Raw genomic sequence first — 17,209 nt, 5'->3', positions numbered from 1 at the left:
AGGTTTCGTATGAGAGGAACGACTATAGTTGGTCTAAAACATAAAGGAAAAGTGGCGATCGGCTGTGACGGTCAGATAACAGCCGGAGAGGTTATTATGAAGCATACAGCCCGAAAAATCCGTAAGATGTACAATAACAGAGTGCTGGTTGGCTTCGCCGGTTCCACTGCCGACGCCCTTACACTTTTTGAACGGTTCGAATCGAAACTCGAGGCGTTCAGCGGCAACCTGCCGCGGAGTGTGGTGGAGCTGGCAAAAGACTGGCGGCAGGATAAGGTACTGCGTCGCCTTGAAGCGATGCTTGCAATCCTGGATAAAGAACATGCTTATATTGTTTCAGGCTCAGGGGATGTTGTGGAACCTGAGGACGGAATCGTCGCCATCGGTTCAGGCGGCTCTTACGGGCTTGCAGCATGTCGGGCATTGATCAAATATTCAAACCTTTCCGCCAAAGAGATTGTTGAGGAAGCGATTGAGATCGCCGCTGGTATATGCATATATACCAATCGTGAGATTTTTATCGAAGAGCTGTGATCTTTCCGGGGTTTTTAAATCTTATGGCGCAACATCACGATCTTCAACTTTCTCAAGGCATTCTCTTTTATCTGGCGGACACGTTCCCGCGTGATATTCATTATCCGGCTGATGTCTTCCAGACTGTGCACCTCATAATCCCCCAATCCGAAGTTCCTTTTCAGAATTTCCCGTTCTCGGGGTTCGAGGGTATTTAAGGCGTTGAGCAATTTTTCTTTCTGAACCTTCTTTTTGAAAAGCTCGTCAGGGGGCGGAGAGATTAAATTATCGGCTCCTTCAATATCAAGACGGACTGATTCGATATAAGGGTTTTCCGAATCTTCAAATGTCTCGTCAAGGGAATAAGGCGGTACCAGCTCACCCAGCGCCAGGGAGATGGCACTTTCGTCCACTTTCAGCATCTTCGCCAGTTCTTTCACAGTCGGCTCCTGACCGTGTTTTTGGACATATTTCAATGTTTGAATCTGGATTCTTTTTGCAAGATAACTTTTGGGTACAATCCCACGTCCGGCGTTTATGGCGTCGTATATGGACCTTTTTATCCACCAGACAGAATAGGTATTAAAACGATATCCTTTTCGTTCATCGAACTTGTTGACGGCGTGAATCAATCCTTCATTTCCGGCATTCACCAGTTCGGATAATGTAAGACCCTGCTGTTGAAACTTCTTCGCGATGTAGACGACTATCCGCAGATTGGAACAGATTAATTTTTCCTTAGCCGCTTCATCATTTTTGAGCCTTATTCTGCGGGCGAGTTCAAACTCTTCTTTTTTTGTGAGTATCGGATATTGACTTATCTCAGTGAGATATTGCTTCAGTCCTCTGTCACCGCTTACCCTGAACATCGAATTACGGTGTTACTGCAACATATAATTTTCTGTTATTGCGCTGAATGTGAAATATCACAGGTTTTCCTTTTTTCAATTTTGCGATTGCTTTATTGTAATCTCCGAGATCGTTTATTTTCTTTTTACCGACCGCCAGAATCACGTCGCCGGTTTTAATACCCGCTTTATCAGCCGGTGAGTCTTTTGCGACATTGATGACGAGAACTCCTGTCTCCGCCGTGATGTTGAATCGCCGTGCCTGATAATCGTCTATGTCGACTGTTTTCAGTCCCAGTGCGGGGGTTTCTTTTTGCGGAAGTCCGGCGCTTATTTCCTCTTCAGGATATTCACCGATCTTCACCGTAATGGTTTTATTCTTTCCGTCGCGATATACCACCGCCTTTACGGTCTTTCCCACGGGCGTGGACGATACCTGCAGCCGGAATGATTGTATATCCGTGACTTTTTTTCCATCGAACTTCAGAATGACGTCTCCGCTTTTGAAACCGGCTTTACTCGCCGGTGTATTTTCAAGAACTTCGCTTATCAATACACCATCGAGGGAAGGCAATTCCAATGCTTCTTTAAGGTCTTCGGTGATTTCCTGGAGGCGTATGCCGAGATAGCCTCTGATTACTTTTCCTTCGCTCTTCAATTTTGTAATTACTTCATTGGCGAGATTCGCCGGTATCGCAAAACCGATGCCGACGTTTCCGCCGCTGGGCGAAGTGATTGCGGTATTTATTCCGATCACTTCACCGTGGATATTCATCAAAGGTCCTCCTGAATTTCCGGGATTGATCGCCGCGTCGGTTTGAAGAAAACTCTGTAAATCAGGCCCTTCTGGAAGAGGGATGTTGGCTCTGCCTTTTGCGGAAATCACTCCGACGGTGACAGTACCTTCAAGATGGAAGGGATTGCCGACGGCTATCGCCCAGTCACCTACCTTTACATTTTCCGAATCACCGAATTTCAAGAAGGGCAGCTTTTCTTTACTTTCGATCTTCAATAGGGCGATGTCGGTTCTCTTATCCGCACCTATGATCTTGACCTTGTCTCCTTTGAACTCTTTTTTATTCGTCAATTTTATTATTATGTCAGAGGCGTCTTTTATGACATGATAGTTTGTTACGACATATCCGTCCGAACTGATGAGAAATCCTGAACCGAGGGTCTGGGTTTTGCCTTCAAATTTAGGGAAGTCCTTAAAGAAATCCCGGAAGAAATCGTCAAAGGGACCTTCAAAGCGCCATTCAAAATTCCTTATATTGCTGCTTACTTTTCTCTCAGCCGAGATATTGACCACGGCGGGCGAGACACGTTCAACGATCTTCGTGAAAGGACTGTTACCCGATTCATCGATTAAAGGTACAGCAGATTGTTCACCCGGGCTCGCTTCACCTTTGTTCACGACGGTGGGAAGACTGACCGTTATGATGATCCCGAAGAGGAATGCGAATACTGCTGCCGCACCGGTGATGATACCCGCTGTCCGTAAAGAAATTTTGTTTGACATATATACCTCCTTTTTAATCCACGGTGATTCCAGCCGTAGATCGGAGAGGTTGGATTATTTTGGTTGAATAACTCTTATCTTTTCTTCTTTTTTGTCTGTTTGCCGATCTTTTTATATTCAGCCTGTTTCTTCGCAAGAAGCCTTTGATTCTTCTTTATCTTTCTGACGAGCGCCGTTATCTTGGCGTTCTTTTTCCATTCCGCTTTCTTTTTGAGATATACCTGTTCAAAAATCAGTGCACCAAGATCAGAAAAGTTGTCTCTCAGCTTTCTTCTCAGTTCGAAGATTTCGAGCTTAAGTCGCCCTTTCAGTGTGAGGTCACCGGCTTCCTTACCAACCACCTTCGAGGCTTCTTCCAACCATTTCGTCAAATCATTCCAAAAATTAGGCATTTCTCCTCCTTTCACACTTTAGACAAATATTTAAATAAATAGTTTATTAACAGATATTCCAACTTCAAACAGGGTTATGTTTCCCTGATCTCTTTTTCTTTCTTTTTAAGTATTTCGTCGACTTTTTCGATATATTCATCGGTTATTTTCTGTATCATTTCCAGAGATTTATATGATTCATCTTCTGAGATCTTTTTATCCTTCTCTTCTTTTTTTACCTCATTATTGGCTTCTCTTCTTATATTTCTTATTGCTACTTTAGTATCCTCACCCAATTTCTGGATTAATTTGACGAGTTCTTCCCGGCGTTCAGTGGTCAGCGGTGGGATTGAAAGTCTGATGACATTTCCGTCATTATTCGGTGTTATACCAATGGGGGATTTATAGAGTGTTTTTTCGATCGCACCGAGTGCGGTTTTGTCCCACGGTTGAATGATTATCAGACGGGGTTCGGGAATGCTTATTGATGCGACTTGATTCAACGGTAAGACACTGCCGTAATATTCCACCTTGATTCCGTCCAGAAGCGCCGGAGAAGCTCTACCGGTTCTTAATTTCGCCAGTTCCTGAGTCAGAAGAGATACGGATTTTTCCATTTTCGTCCGGGCATTTTCCTGAATCTCTTTTATCATTTTGTCCTCCCTTTGGTTATAAATGTTCCGATTTTGTCACCTTTTATGATTCTGGAGAGCGGGTATTTCATCAGGTTGTATACACATATAGGGACGCCGGCGTCTTTGCAGATTTTGAAGGCTGATAAATCCATAACCGCCAGATTCTTAGCTATTGCCTCTTTAAATGTGAGGGTTTTGAATAATTTTGCCTTTTTATCCTTCTCTGGATCCGCGGTATATACTCCTTCCACCTTGGTGGCTTTTATCAAAATGTCGGCGTCGAGTTCCACCGCCCTCAGGGCGGCGGCTGTATCGGTCGTAAACAGCGGGTTGCCCGTCCCAGCGACGAACAACAAGACCTCTCCTTTTTCATAGAATTTTCGGTCTTCAAATTTATTGAAACGCCTGATGATCCCGTTGATTTCAATACTGCTGCACAATCGGGATGTGATGCCGTGTTCAAGTAGTCGTGAATGCAGGACAATGCCGTTAATGACGGTCGCCATCATTCCGCAGAGGTCCGCATCGACTTTATTGAGCCAGGAGATTTGTCTGCCTCTGACAAGGTTTCCGCCTCCGACGACCACCCCGATCTTTACTCCCATATTCCTCGCCGCGGCGATCTGTTCTACGATATAATCTATAGCCGGGATATTGAAGATGCTGTTTCTTCCTCCCAGTATTTCACCGGAGATCTTGAGGATGAGTCTTTGATAGCTTGATTTTTTTGAGGTTCTTTTAAGATTCTTTTTTTTCTTCATTCACCGAGGCGAAAACGGACAAAGCGTCTTATCACGATGTTCTCGCCGAACTTAGCAATTTGCTCTTTAATATATTCCCCTACTGTTTTTTCAGGAATCTTCACAAATGGTTGTTCCAAAAGGCAAACATCGGAATAGAATTTTTCCAGTTTGCCGTTGACAATCTTTTCAATGATTTCAGGGGGTTTTTTCATATCCTTGACCATGCTTCGGTAAATTTCTTTTTCCCGTTCAATAACTTCTGCAGGCAGTTCTTCCCGACTTACTGCAATCGGTTCACTCGCTGCAATTTGAAGTGCGATGTCGCGCACGAATCGTTTGAATTCCTGAGTCCTCGCCACAAAATCCGTTTCACAATTGACTTCCAGCAGAACCCCCAATCGGTCACCTGGATGGATATAGGCGTCGATGATCCCTTCCTTTGTGACCCTACCGACTTTCTTCGCCGCTAAAGCCAGTCCTTTTTTTCGTAATATATCCACGGCTTTGTCCAGATCGCCCCCGGCTTCATTAAGGGCGTTTTTACAATCCACTATTCCGGCGCCGGTTCTTGCTCTTAATTCTCTAACTTTTTCCAGATCCATATTCCTCCTTTACTTCTTCTTCTGTTTCAAACCCTTTTCTTCCTTCGACGACGGCATCTGTGATTATCTTCGTGATCAGGGCGATGGAGCGGATGGAATCGTCGTTCGCCGGAATCGGATAGGTGACATCGGTCGGATCAACATTTGTATCGACCATCGCCACTATCGGGATGTTCTTTCTTTTTGCTTCCCGAAGTGCGGTTACGTCTTTTTTAATGTCGATGATGAAGACCAATCCCGGTAAACGGTCCATCTCCTTGATCCCCTGGAAGTATTTCAGTAATTTTGAAAATTCCCTTTCCGCCCTGGAGAGTTCTTTCTTTGGAAGGAGCGCCCACCGTCCGTCCTCTTTCATCTGCTCGAATTCCCTTAATCTATGAACACGCTGATTTAATGTTTCGAAGTTCGTCAGTAAACCGCCCAACCACCTTTCCGTAACATAGAAGATGCCCCCTCGTTGTGCCTCTTCTTTAATGATGTCCTTAGCCTGTTTTTTTGTTCCGACGAACAGAATACCTTTTCCCTGTTCAGCGACACGCACGACAGCTTCATAGGCACGCTTGAGCGCTTCCTGTGTCTGGCGCAGGTCTATGATATGAACGCCGTTTCTCTTTCCGAAAATATACTTCTTCATCTTTGGATTCCAACGTTTGGTTCGATGTCCGAAGTGCACGCCGGCGGTGATTAGTTGTTCAATATCAACAAGCTCCAAGATACCTCCTTATCGTTTGGAAAATTGAAATCTTTTTCTTCTTTTGGCTAATCCGTATTTCATACGTTCTTTCTCGCGCGGGTCACGTTTCAGGAGCCCGGCGCTCTTTAAGGGCGACCTTAATTCAGGGTTGTAATTAACCAGTGCCTTGGCGATACCGTGGCATACTGCCCCTGCCTGACCAGCAATTCCACCGCCGAGAACTTTTACCCGGATGTCGACACTGCCCATAACCCCGGCGGTCTTCAGCGGCAGGTGAACGAGATCGACGAGGTCCTGCCTGCCGAAGTAGGCGAGGGGATCCCGACTATTGATCTTTATTATTCCGGTACCGGATTTCAACATTACCTTTGCCCGTGCTCTCTTTCGGGAACCGGTTATGACTTCAGGCATATATCTTTTTCCTCCTTACTGATTTCACTCTTATAACTCAATTTTGGTGGGGGATTGCGCTTTATGGGGATGCTCCGAGGAAGTATAGATCTTCAACCGCTTTAATCTTCTCGCACGCAACCTGTTTTTGGGAAGCATTCCGCTTACCGCATGATATATCGCACGTTTCGGGTCCTTTTTCATAAGCATTTCAAGACTTATCTCCTTGAGCCCACCCGGATAAAAAGAGTGTGAATAATATATTTTATCTTTTAATTTCTTGCCGGTCACACGAAACTTATCGGCGTTGACGACAACCACGAAATCACCGCAGTCGATATGTGGTGTATACTGCGGTTTATTCTTACCGATAAGCAATCCGGCGATCTTAGACGCAAATCTTCCTAAAACCTTATCAGTGGCGTCCACCACATACCACTTTCTGCTCACATCATTTTTCTTCAAAACTTTTGTTTTCATAGACTATTATTATAGATAAAATTTTCAAAATGTCAACACAAATAATCAATGAATTTCATCCCAATTACCGCCTGTGCCGATGGTGACCTCAATCGGGATTTTGAGGTCGAGCGCCTTTTCCATGCATTCTTTTATAACTTCCCTGCCCTCGTCGATTCTTTCAGCTTCGATTTCAAAAATCAATTCGTCGTGGATCGAGAGAAGGAGCCCTCGTTTGAACCCTTTTCTCGAAAGTTCTTTTTCAACGCGGAGCATAGCGATTTTTATCAAATCCGCTGCAGTTCCCTGTATCGGGGTGTTGATCGCCGCCCTTTTGGAAAACTCCCGCAGGGTATGATTCTGCGAATGAATATGGGGGAGGGGCCTTTTCCTGCCGAGCAGAGTTTCAGTATATCCCTTTTCTTCGGCTGCGGCGACGGCGGATCTCCGCCATTCAGCCACTCCCGGATAAAGATTATAATAAGATTGGATGAACTGGAGGGCCTGCTCGCGGGAGATATCGAGCCCCCGGGCGAGTCCATAATCACTCATTCCATATATGAGCCCGTAATTCACGACTTTCGCCATCCTTCTCTTTTTGTCGTCGACTTTATCTTCAGGTATATCAAAGACCAGTGAAGCAGTATGGGTATGGATGTCCTTCTTCTCTTTGAACGCCCGGATAAGTGTTTCATCACCTGAAACATGAGCGAGGAGTCTCAGCTCAATCTGGGAATAGTCGGCGGAGACGAGCAGAAAGCCCTTTTCTGCGATAAATCCTTTTCTTATTCGACGTCCGACCGCGGTTCTGATGGGTATATTCTGAATATTGGGATTGGATGAGGATAGTCGTCCCGTCGCCGTACCTGTTTGGTTGAATGTCGTGTGAACACGGCCGTTGCGGGCAGCCGCAATCAGGGGTTCGATATAGGTCGATTTGATTTTTGTATATTCACGGTATTTAAGGATTTGAGCGGGAAGGGGGTGTACGCTGCTGAGTTGTTCCAGTACCTCGACCCTGGTGGAGTAATGGCTCTTTCCCTTTTTCGACGGTCTCAGCGCAAGATCCTCAAACAGAACGGTCGATAGTTGTTTCGGTGAATTGATGTTGAATCTTCTACCGGCAAGATCGTAAATTTTATTCTGAATCGCCGTTATCTCATCGTTGAACTCATCAAGCAGCCCTTTGAGATAGTCGATGTCCACGCAGATACCCCTTTGTTCCATCCGCGCCAATACCGAGATCAACGGTTCTTCGATCTCTTGATAGAGTTTTAATTCTTTCAATTCCTCAAGTCGTTTTTTAAGTATCGGATATAATTTAAAAATCGAAGAGACCGCATTTGCGGGTGTCATTCTCAGATATTCGTTCAGATAAGCGAGTACGGTGTCTTCAAGTTTGTACTGCCTTTTATTCGGATCAATGAGCCATGCGGCGATGGTGACGTCAAAGAAAGGAGGTTCTGTCTCACCGCCTTTCAGCAGGTTCTTCAAATCATGGCCTACTTTTGTAATGGTTCGGTTCTTCAAGAATCCCTCTGCCGCCTTTAAAGATGTTTTGTAGATTTCATTTTCATCGATACAGAAGTATATTTCTTCATCGTTTTCTTTGAATACGGCGACGGCCGTTCCTTGTTTAAGTGGGGGGACGGTATCAACGGATTTCGACGTCGCTTCGGCCATACCGGTTTTTGACAGGGTTTTTATGTATGAATGGAGTTCGAGGTCGATGAGCAGGGGCATCAGTTTATCTCTGGTCAGAGGTTTGATCTTGAGATCTTCAGGTGTAATCTTCAGGGGAACGTTGAACTCAAGGGTTACGAGTCTTCGGGACAGGAGTGCCTGTTCTTTATACTCGACGAGCTTTTTCTCGGATACAATCATATCTTCGAACCTTGAGTATTTTTTCAGGATGGCGGTGGCGCGCTTCGGACCGATACCGGGAACTCCGGGGATATTGTCGCTCGCATCGCCGGTCAGGGCGAGATATTCACCGATTCGTTCCGGCGGCACCCCGAATTTTTGTATGACCCTTTCCCGATCATAAACAATGTCTTTATAGGCATCATAGAGAAAAACCGTATCGTCCACCAGTTGCATAAGGTCTTTGTCTGAAGTGACGATATAAATCGTTCCTTCTTTTTTTAACTTCACGACACAGGTAGCCAAGATATCATCGGCTTCATATCCTTCAAGTTCAAAACCGGTGATTCCCAGATAACGGCAGATTTCTTTGACCTTTTCCACCTGGAACGGCAGATCAGGGGGGGTCGGCGGTCGAGTTGCTTTATACTCTTCATAAACCTCGTCACGGAATGTTTTGCCCGGTGCGTCAAAGGCGAGTGCAATGTAATCAGTAGTGAACCGCTGTTTGATTTTTTCGAATGTGTTGAGAAAACCGAATATTCCTGAAGTGGTCATCCCTTTACTGTTCTTTAATGGATTTTTACTGAAGGCGAAGTATGAGCGATAGATAAGGGAGTGGGCGTCGATAAGGACGAAGGTCTTTGCCATAAGCTATATTATACGTAATCTCAAATCGGTGACAAGTATCATCTTGAGTGGCTTTTATGAATCAACGCTTTGGTACAATCTCTTTTTTTTGATGTATTGATGAACCTTCGACGGCACGAGGTATTGAATACTTCGATTCCTTTTGAGTCTTTTTCTTATATCGCTTGAAGAGATATTAATCAAAGGTGTATGGGCGATCAGGAGCTTATTGGAGAGGCGCCTTACCTTTTTTATTTTATACGGGGCGCGCGGTGCAACGATGACTCTGCAGTGTTTGAATAATTCATCCGGATTTTTCCAGGTTTTGATTTCAGCCCACTGATCACTTCCGATGATGAGGTATAGTGCACCGTTGATTCTTCTTTTCAGTTCTTTAATCACTTCAACGGTATAGGTCTTTCCCGTTATTTTTTCTTCAATGTTGCTTATTAAGAATTTTTTATTATCTTCTATCGCCAGTTTCGTCATATGGAATCGAATTTTATATGGTGAGTATCTTCTTTTATGAGGAGGGTTTCCCGCCGGGATGAAGATTATTTTTTCAAAATGGAATTCTTCCAGAATCGATTGAGCGATAATGAGGTGACCGATATGCGGCGGGTCGAAGAGGCCGCCGAATACACCGATTTTTTTTCTTCTATTCATTTACTGATTGTTGATCTTTCTGATTTATCCGTTCGATTCTCTCTTTTACTCTTTCCTTCCACTCTTCTTCTTCCATAAGGGCTTTATAGAGGTTCAGCGCTTCCTCAGTCATACCTTTTTTCTCATAAAGCGTCGCCGCCAGATATTTTGCTTCATTGCTCGCGTCCGTCTCGGGATAATTTTCCATAACATAGTTGAAGTAGAGGAGGGCCGCATCTTTTTCCCCCAGTTTTATATAGAGCTTTCCGTTTTCCAGTTCTTTTTTTGCCAGGCGGTTGCGTGCTGATAATATTGATTTCTTCACTTCATCAATATATTTGGAACCTGGAAATTTTGTCAGAAACTGGTCGAAAAGGGTTATTGCATTCTCTGTCTCCGTGGGGTCTTTTTCATAACCCGGCGCTTTGTTGAGATATGATTTCGCCCGATAAAAATATGCATCTTCGATGAATTTCGACGTCGTGAAATTCTTAATGAGATAATCAAATTCAATAATCGCCTGGTTGTAGTCTTTCTTCTCAAAATACGCTTTTCCCAGCCAGTACTGCGCATCGTCTACATATTCGGATGAGGGATGATAAAAAAGTATCTTTTCAAAGAGTGGTATGGCTTTGTCGTACTTTCCCGCTTTAAAATATTCCATAGCGGTTTCAAACTGAATATCGGGCTCCAGCGGTACTGTGACGGCCTGTCTGCTTCCACACGATAGAAGAGCGATGAGGAAGAAAACCATGAAAAGAAAGGCGTTGAGTTTCATCGGTTCTTCTCCTTCAATTCTTTTATGCGTTCCTTTGCTTTTTTGACAATTTCTCCTTTTTCATAAGGATTCAGCCGCAGCACCTTCTTGTACATCTTGAGAGCCGCTGACTGATCTCCTTTTTTGAGGTGGATTTCTCCCATATAAAAATATGAAATGTCCAGCAGGGATTTCGGCTCCTGCATCGCGAGAATCTGTTCAAAGAAGAGCGACGCACTGTCCAGGGCTCCTTCTGTAAACAATTTCCTGCCGAGTTCAAACCGGATCTCATTCAACTGCAGCATATTGGCGGCGGTCTTTAATTTTTCGTATTCTTCTTCGGCAAGGTGCAGCGCCTGTTCCAGACTGTCACATTCCTTAAGTGTTTTTATGTAGTTGTATTTTGCTTTCTTCGCCTGCTCTGAGGTCGAGTCGATTTCAAATGCGCGCATGAACGCCTTTAAAGCGGCGGGATAATTGCCTTTTTTGAAGTTCAAACCGGCGATCAAAAAGAGGTTACTCGCCTGTTCGTATTCAGGCACCAGTTTCGCCGCTTCCTGATAAAAGATGAGCGCCCGCTCCGGTTCATTTATCCTGAGTGCATTCTTTGCGAGTTTATCATAGATGTTTATGATACTGTCTTTAAAAAGATCATCTATCGCCAATGAATTTTTGAAATAATTAGCCGCTTCCTCAAAGACGTTTTTTTTCAGATAGCAGTAACCCAGAAGATACTGCACTTCTGCATCCTGTTCTCTTCTGTATGAAATGATTTCCGTCAAAGCCCGATCATAGTCCCATTTCTTAATAAACTCACGCGCTTTTTTGATATGTTCTGTTTTATTCGAGCAATTGATAAAAAAGAGGATAAAAAAAGAGGACCATATTAATAGATGAAATTTTATTTTCATAATTTTTCGATTATTCCGGAAACGAGTTTCGTTAAAAAAGGTTCAGCTTTAGCCGCGGTTTTCAGAATTTTTTCCAGGCTGGCGGGTTCCAGTGCGTCGGCGATCCCCATATCGGTTATGATTGACAGACCCAGCACCTTTATATTCAGATAACGTGCCATTATAACCTCGGGAACAGTGGACATACCTACGGCATCGGCTCCGATTATCCTTAAAAAGCGGTACTCCGCTCCTGTTTCGAGATTGGGACCCGGCACAGCGACATAGACACCTTTCTGTATCTTTATCCTTTTCTTTAAAGCAACCTCTTCCGCCGATTTAATCAGGCGGTCATTATAACAGTTGTACAGATCAGGAAATCTCGGACCCAGGCGGGGATCATTGGGACCGCGTAGAGGATTATCAGGCAGGAGATTTATATGGTCGGTGATCACCATTATATCACCCGGTGAAAATTGTGGATTCAGGCCGCCGCTGGCATTGGAGATTATCAGGTATCTTATGCCGAGCATTTTCATTACAATGATGGGAAGGGTTATTTCTTTTGCACTATATCCTTCATAGTAATGAAAACGTCCCTGCATGGCGATGATCTGTTTGCCCCTCAGCCTGCCGATAAGCAGTCTTCCTTTGTGAAATTCCACGGTTGAAGTGGGAAAGTTGGGAATTTTTTCATAAGGAATTGAAGCCTTCACAGTGATCGCCTTTGCCAGTTGATGGAGACCAGTACCGAGAATGATTCCGATGCGCGGCCTGGCTTTTATCTTCCGCCTTAAAAACCGTGCTGCTTCTGTAGCTTTTTCCCTCACTTATTCTTTCCTCATTTATTTTCCAGCCTTTCAAGGAGTCTCAGGTAGGATTCCAGAAGTCCGCGGAATTCTGAAACCAGCAACAGTTTTTGATGCTCGATCATCTTTGTCTCTTCTTTTACCCGGGCGAGTTCGGATTGGGCTTCTTTCAAAAATCGCTGGGCTTCAACCCGTGCATTTGCGATTATGGTTTCGGCTTCTTTACGGGCGCCGTTCTTCACTTCGTCAGCGGCTTTCTGTGTGGTGGTGAGGGTGTCCTGGAGTATCTTCTCCATCCGTCGGTAGTCTTCGATCTTTGCATCCATATCCTTCACCTTTTCATTCAAACCCGCGTTTTCTCTCAACAGATTTTCTATTTCCGTGGAGACCATTTCCAGAAAAGAACGGACTTCATGAGGATCATAGCCGCGCAGTGATTTTCTAAATTCCTGTTTCCGTATTTCTAACGGTGTTATCGGCATTTTACCTCCTTATAAAAATTAAATGGAACCTATTTACATAAAAGTGCTTTTCCACCGCCCTCGCGTTTCGCCTGGTAAAGAGCTGTATCCGCTTTCTTGATTAATTCATACGTACCTCCCGCATCTTCAGGAAAACCGGCGATCCCGATTGAGATATTCAACTCTTTCACCTTAAGCGCATTTTTGAAAAAATCATAGTTTTTTATGTGTTTCAATATCCGTTCCGCGGTTTTGAGTGCATAGGTTTTCTTGGTTTCAGGAAGTAAAATGATGAATTCATCGCCTCCGTAACGCGCCACCACGTCGACACTGCGGACGCTTCTTTCAAGGATGTCGGATAATTGAGAAAGAACGCTGTCTCCGACCTGATGACCGAACTCATCATTTATCTTCTTGAACTGATCGATGTCGATGAAGAGAATCGAAAGGGTGTGTTCATAGCGTGAGGCGCGCTGCAGTTCTTTACTCAGCTGATTTTCGAAATATCGCCTGTTGAAGATACCGGTTAAAGGATCCAGCCAGATGCGATGTTTCACCCTTGAGTAGAAACAGTTCGGTTTCAAAAGATGCTCGACGAAGACATAGGGATGTATTTTGAGAATATTGAGGAGTTGATCAGAGCTGATGTCGGTTATTTGATACTGGCACAATAAGAAGAGACGGAGATCAGGTTGAGTGTTGAAGTCATCGAGAATATCTTCATAGTTAATAAAATCTGGGGTACTCTGGAGAAATACCCTCAATCCTCGATATGATTTCGGCAGTTTGTCATACTCACTTTTTATCCAGGGAATAAAATCCGCAGCTTCCACGCCTTTACTGATTGTCGTAATATGTTTTTTGAATCTTTTCTTTAAGAGTTTACACTCTTTTTCTTTACCGATGAAGATACATCTTTCCTTTCTTTCATTTCCCTCGGTAATCAGAGGGATGATGTTGGAAAGGAGCTGGTCGCTCTCCCGATAGAGATACAGGGCGTGAACCGGAAGCTCCAGCTCAATACCTTCAAATCCCAACTTAATGTATCTATTCATACTACCTTCTCCATTGGTTTAAGACCTCTGCTAAGGCATCAAGTGCCCGGTCCATTTTTCTTATCGAGTAATTACCCATATGTCCGATTCTGATTATCCTGTTTTTAAGTTCCGCCTGACCGTCGGCAAAGAGTATGCCGTATTTTTCTTTTACTCTCTTTATAATCCGTGTGGCACCGATATCCTCAGGCATCTTTACGACGGTTAATGCGTTTGAAGGACGGCTTGGCATTATCTCAAGCCCCATCTTTTGAACACGTTGACGCGTATGGTCGCCGAGTCTCTGGTGATATAGAAAATTTTTCTCGATGCCTCTTTTCAGAATAATTTTGAGACCGCGGGCGAGGCCGACGAGGACGTTGATTGCAGGCGTCCAGGGTGTTTGCGCTTTTTCTCTGAACTTTTCGTATATATTGAGATCGAAATAATACTTTGGAAGCGTTGAGGTTTGTATTTTTTTAAGCGCGCGTTTACTGACTGAAATAAAAGATATTCCAGGAGGTGACATCAATGCCTTCTGGGATGCTCCGACCAGGATATCGATATTCCATTCGTCCTGATAACAGCGGTCGGCTCCGATACCGGCGACTCCGTCGACGACCAGATATGCGTTGAATTTTTTTGTAATTTTACCGAATGCTTTGATATCATTAAGTACCCCGGTTGAAGTTTCAGTGAGGGTTGTAAACAGCACCGTCGGACTTTTCCGTTTCTTTAGAACTTTCTCTATTTTATCGGGAGATATCGCTTTACCGTAATCTTCTTTGATTACAATCGGTTTTATCCTGTACGCTTTACATAATTCCAGCCACCGCTGGCCGAATTTTCCACAGAGCGCGACGACTGGTTTATCCTTGCTTGAAAGAATATTGGTACATGCCGCTTCCATGGCTCCGGTCCCCGAGGATGTAAAGAAATAGATTTTACCGCTGCTCGAGAGGATTTTTCCGAGGGCGTCGGTTACCTCTTTTAGAAGTTTAGCGAAATTCTCTTCCCGATGATAGAAGATGGGTTTTGAGAGTACTTTCAGTACGTCAGGCGGTATGTCAGTGGGCCCCGGGGTGAAAAGAGTGTATTTATTCAATTTTACTCCTGCATTCTTTACAAAAACCAAGATCCTTATCGTCGGTATCCTGAATCGTCATAGAAAAACGCATAACACATTTTTCATTAGAACAGTGCCGAAGACCAAGAAGATGTCCTAATTCATGGATTACCTCTTTGGAGATTCTCTCGAGAAGTCTTTCACCGAATAGACGGTGGGTGGAGACGAGAGCGGTTTTTTGAAGGGGAGCTGCCAGACCGAAGATGAAATTCATTCCTTGAGAATAGATGTCAACGTCGACAATTCCCAGCTTCATAGCTTTCTTTTTTTCGCTCAGTGTAATGAGATAATTAATAATATGCATTGCGTTGTACTGCTGACGCAATGGATTATAGGCGTTTGCTGGAATCTCGAAAGAACCGGCGTCAAAGACATTTAAATCCAGGTATTTCCTTATGACATCTTTGACGACCTCGAAGTAATTCAGGGATTTTTGCTGATAAACATCAATCATTCTTTACTGCTGATTTTCTTTATGAACGGTGCAAAGAGGTCTATCGGAACCGGAAAGATCGTCGTTGAATTTTTCTCCGTCGCCACCTCGGTCAGGGTCTGCAGGAAACGCAATTGTATGCCGGTAGGTGTTTCACTTATTATCTTGGCTGCCTGGTTCAACTTCTCAGCGGCTTGCAGTTCTCCTTCAGCATGAATCACCTTTGCACGACGTTCTCTTTCTGCTTCGGCCTGACGGGCAATCGCCCTCTGCATCTCTTGGGGAATATCCACGTGCTTAATTTCAACCGTGGAAACCTTTATTCCCCAGGGGTCGGTCTGCAGGTCGATGATCTTCTGCAGCCGTAGATTTATCTTTTCCCGTTTCATAAGGATATCATCGAGTTCGTATTCGCCGAGTACACTGCGCAGTGTGGTTTGAGCAAGCTGGCTCGTCGCATAGAGGTAGTCTTCGACCTCCAGGATTGCTTTACTCGGTTCAAAGACCCGGAAATACGCCACGGCATTCACCTTTATCGAAATGTTGTCTTTGGTGATTACGTCCTGAGGAGGAACATCCATTGTGATTACTCTCAGTGATACCTTGATCATTTTATCAATCCCCGGCCAGAGAATGAATAGACCGGGTCCTTTGACGCTTAAGAACCTCCCGAGTCTGAAGACAACTGCCCGCTCATACTCTCTCAAGATCTTAATTGCGCTGATGATAATTAAGAGAATGATGACTATTATCATTCCGCTGAAAGGCATTTTAACCTCCTTTATTTATAGTATATTCTATGTAAATATATGGCAAAGTCAATACTCGATTTGAGAGATGTTAGGTAAAAGTTAAAACTGGACTATTTGGGGGTATTTTTTAAAAGATAAAACCGGACTGAGTAATTTTAGCGATTATCCTCTATGCGGAGTTAATTGATGTGGAAACCACCTGGGCACATATCCAAGTGATGAAATCGGTGGCGTTAAAATATGGTATTGGTCAAATTTATTATGTGGATCAGCATTCAATCTTCCGTTATCAGCACCGTAACGAAACAGTCTGGTGACACCGACGTCAAGTTTATCTTTGAGTTAACAGGATTAAATCATGAAATCTTACCACTCGGTAGTTACACAGTTAGAAAGGACTCTGCTTATCAATATTTATAGAGAATAACAATTTGTTCGAGAGATATATTAAACGTTTAAAGAAAAAACAAAAGAACTACTTTATCAACAAAACCTTTTTACTCACCTTTTCTTTATCCTGTTTGACGACGATGAAATAAACCCCAACAGCTAAATCACGAAGATCAAACTCCTCCTGATAAGTCCCCGGCATAAGAGAACCTCTCTTTAACCTTTTTATGCACGCACCAGTGACATCGTAAAACAACAGCTCAACCGCACACTGTTGAATCAGGTCATATCTTATCTTGACTCTTTTTGACGCCGGAGTCGGATAAACCACCAGGGATTTTAACCTGCCTTTCTTCCCACTACCCGAATTTTCATCAACACCCTGAAGCGTACCCACCGCATACTTAAAACCACTGATAAACTGAACATAATCATTATATTTATAAGCAATATGAATCTGGTCCTGGTTATCGAGCACGATATTGACATCCGCCTGCACATTAGCATCACCAGAGTCTGGTTCCACTGGTCCGCACAGATGCCAGATACTGTCTTTATAACAATAACGCGGATAGGCAGCACCCCAGTGCCGATATAAAATATGGGGATTGTCATTACTGTCTAAGGCAAGCCTAATCCGCAACT

General features: G+C 44.0%; 21 protein-coding genes. 1 reads left to right on the top strand and 20 read right to left on the bottom strand.

Annotation, left to right across the window (positions count from 1 at the left end; genetic code table 11):
* Positions 1 to 9: 9 nt before the first annotated feature.
* Complete coding sequence (gene hslV, locus ENI34_01815; GenBank protein ID HEC77865.1) at positions 10 to 534, top strand: ATP-dependent protease subunit HslV; 525 nt, start codon at positions 10 to 12, stop codon at positions 532 to 534.
* Positions 535 to 548: 14 nt separating this feature from the next.
* On the opposite strand, the gene ENI34_01810 is transcribed toward hslV, so the two are convergent.
* From ENI34_01810 to ENI34_01715, 20 genes are all read right to left on the bottom strand, one after another.
* Positions 549 to 1,382, bottom strand: a complete 834-nt coding sequence (locus ENI34_01810) for a sigma-70 family RNA polymerase sigma factor (protein ID HEC77864.1) — start codon at positions 1,380 to 1,382, stop codon at positions 549 to 551.
* A 4-nt stretch (positions 1,383 to 1,386) separates the two neighbouring features.
* Positions 1,387 to 2,880: a Do family serine endopeptidase gene (locus tag ENI34_01805; protein HEC77863.1), complete on the bottom strand. Its 1,494-nt coding sequence runs from the start codon at positions 2,878 to 2,880 to the stop codon at positions 1,387 to 1,389.
* Between the two features lie 74 nt (positions 2,881 to 2,954).
* A complete protein-coding gene (locus ENI34_01800; protein ID HEC77862.1) occupies positions 2,955 to 3,272 on the bottom strand; it encodes a hypothetical protein in 318 nt (105 codons plus the stop codon).
* Positions 3,273 to 3,346: 74 nt separating this feature from the next.
* Complete coding sequence (locus ENI34_01795) at positions 3,347 to 3,904, bottom strand: ribosome recycling factor (GenBank protein HEC77861.1); 558 nt, start codon at positions 3,902 to 3,904, stop codon at positions 3,347 to 3,349.
* Positions 3,901 to 4,647 carry a UMP kinase gene (gene pyrH, locus ENI34_01790; GenBank protein ID HEC77860.1) on the bottom strand — a complete coding sequence of 249 codons (747 nt, stop codon included), beginning with the start codon at positions 4,645 to 4,647 and terminating at the stop codon, positions 3,901 to 3,903. The genes ENI34_01795 and pyrH overlap by 4 nt, the downstream gene beginning before the upstream one ends.
* Positions 4,644 to 5,231 carry a translation elongation factor Ts gene (tsf, locus tag ENI34_01785; GenBank protein HEC77859.1) on the bottom strand — a complete coding sequence of 196 codons (588 nt, stop codon included), beginning with the start codon at positions 5,229 to 5,231 and terminating at the stop codon, positions 4,644 to 4,646. Before tsf ends, pyrH begins: the two co-directional genes overlap by 4 nt.
* Positions 5,212 to 5,943 carry a 30S ribosomal protein S2 gene (gene rpsB, locus ENI34_01780; GenBank protein HEC77858.1) on the bottom strand — a complete coding sequence of 244 codons (732 nt, stop codon included), beginning with the start codon at positions 5,941 to 5,943 and terminating at the stop codon, positions 5,212 to 5,214. The genes tsf and rpsB overlap by 20 nt, the downstream gene beginning before the upstream one ends.
* Positions 5,944 to 5,952: 9 nt before the next feature.
* A complete protein-coding gene (locus tag ENI34_01775) occupies positions 5,953 to 6,336 on the bottom strand; it encodes a 30S ribosomal protein S9 (protein HEC77857.1) in 384 nt (127 codons plus the stop codon).
* Positions 6,337 to 6,366: 30 nt separating this feature from the next.
* Positions 6,367 to 6,795: a 50S ribosomal protein L13 gene (locus ENI34_01770; protein HEC77856.1), complete on the bottom strand. Its 429-nt coding sequence runs from the start codon at positions 6,793 to 6,795 to the stop codon at positions 6,367 to 6,369.
* A 45-nt stretch (positions 6,796 to 6,840) separates the two neighbouring features.
* Positions 6,841 to 9,288, bottom strand: coding sequence for a DNA polymerase I (polA, locus tag ENI34_01765; protein ID HEC77855.1), 2,448 nt, complete (start codon positions 9,286 to 9,288; stop codon positions 6,841 to 6,843).
* A gap of 54 nt (positions 9,289 to 9,342) precedes the next feature.
* Complete coding sequence (locus ENI34_01760; GenBank protein ID HEC77854.1) at positions 9,343 to 9,933, bottom strand: nicotinate-nucleotide adenylyltransferase; 591 nt, start codon at positions 9,931 to 9,933, stop codon at positions 9,343 to 9,345.
* On the bottom strand, positions 9,926 to 10,690 hold the full coding sequence (bamD, locus tag ENI34_01755) for an outer membrane protein assembly factor BamD (protein ID HEC77853.1): 765 nt from the start codon (positions 10,688 to 10,690) through the stop codon (positions 9,926 to 9,928). The genes ENI34_01760 and bamD overlap by 8 nt, the downstream gene beginning before the upstream one ends.
* Positions 10,687 to 11,580, bottom strand: a complete 894-nt coding sequence (locus ENI34_01750) for a tetratricopeptide repeat protein (protein HEC77852.1) — start codon at positions 11,578 to 11,580, stop codon at positions 10,687 to 10,689. Before ENI34_01750 ends, bamD begins: the two co-directional genes overlap by 4 nt.
* Positions 11,577 to 12,389, bottom strand: a complete 813-nt coding sequence (locus tag ENI34_01745) for a purine-nucleoside phosphorylase (GenBank protein HEC77851.1) — start codon at positions 12,387 to 12,389, stop codon at positions 11,577 to 11,579. The genes ENI34_01750 and ENI34_01745 overlap by 4 nt, the downstream gene beginning before the upstream one ends.
* Before the next feature lie 11 nt (positions 12,390 to 12,400).
* Positions 12,401 to 12,850 (bottom strand): DivIVA domain-containing protein, encoded by a 450-nt coding sequence (locus ENI34_01740; GenBank protein ID HEC77850.1) that lies wholly within the window; start codon positions 12,848 to 12,850, stop codon positions 12,401 to 12,403.
* Between the two features lie 29 nt (positions 12,851 to 12,879).
* Entirely contained in the window at positions 12,880 to 13,884 is a 1,005-nt protein-coding gene (locus ENI34_01735) for a diguanylate cyclase (GenBank protein HEC77849.1), read from the bottom strand.
* A gap of 1 nt (position 13,885) precedes the next feature.
* The gene (locus ENI34_01730) at positions 13,886 to 15,016 is read right to left on the bottom strand and encodes an alanine--glyoxylate aminotransferase family protein (protein ID HEC77848.1); all 1,131 of its coding nucleotides are present in this window, start codon (positions 15,014 to 15,016) and stop codon (positions 13,886 to 13,888) included.
* Positions 14,961 to 15,443, bottom strand: a complete 483-nt coding sequence (locus ENI34_01725; protein HEC77847.1) for a Zn-dependent protease — start codon at positions 15,441 to 15,443, stop codon at positions 14,961 to 14,963. The genes ENI34_01730 and ENI34_01725 overlap by 56 nt, the downstream gene beginning before the upstream one ends.
* Entirely contained in the window at positions 15,440 to 16,192 is a 753-nt protein-coding gene (locus tag ENI34_01720) for a slipin family protein (GenBank protein ID HEC77846.1), read from the bottom strand. The genes ENI34_01725 and ENI34_01720 overlap by 4 nt, the downstream gene beginning before the upstream one ends.
* 457 nt (positions 16,193 to 16,649) lie before the next feature.
* Positions 16,650 to 17,207, bottom strand: a complete 558-nt coding sequence (locus ENI34_01715; GenBank protein HEC77845.1) for a T9SS type A sorting domain-containing protein — start codon at positions 17,205 to 17,207, stop codon at positions 16,650 to 16,652.
* Positions 17,208 to 17,209: the final 2 nt, after the last annotated feature.

The sequence above is a fragment of the candidate division WOR-3 bacterium genome, from assembly GCA_011052815.1.
In the GTDB taxonomy this organism is placed as follows: Bacteria; Hydrothermota; Tepidihabitantia; order SM23-42; family SM23-42; genus DRIG01.
Note: the sequence above shows the minus strand (reverse complement) of the source record. Positions and strands in the feature narration are given on the sequence as shown.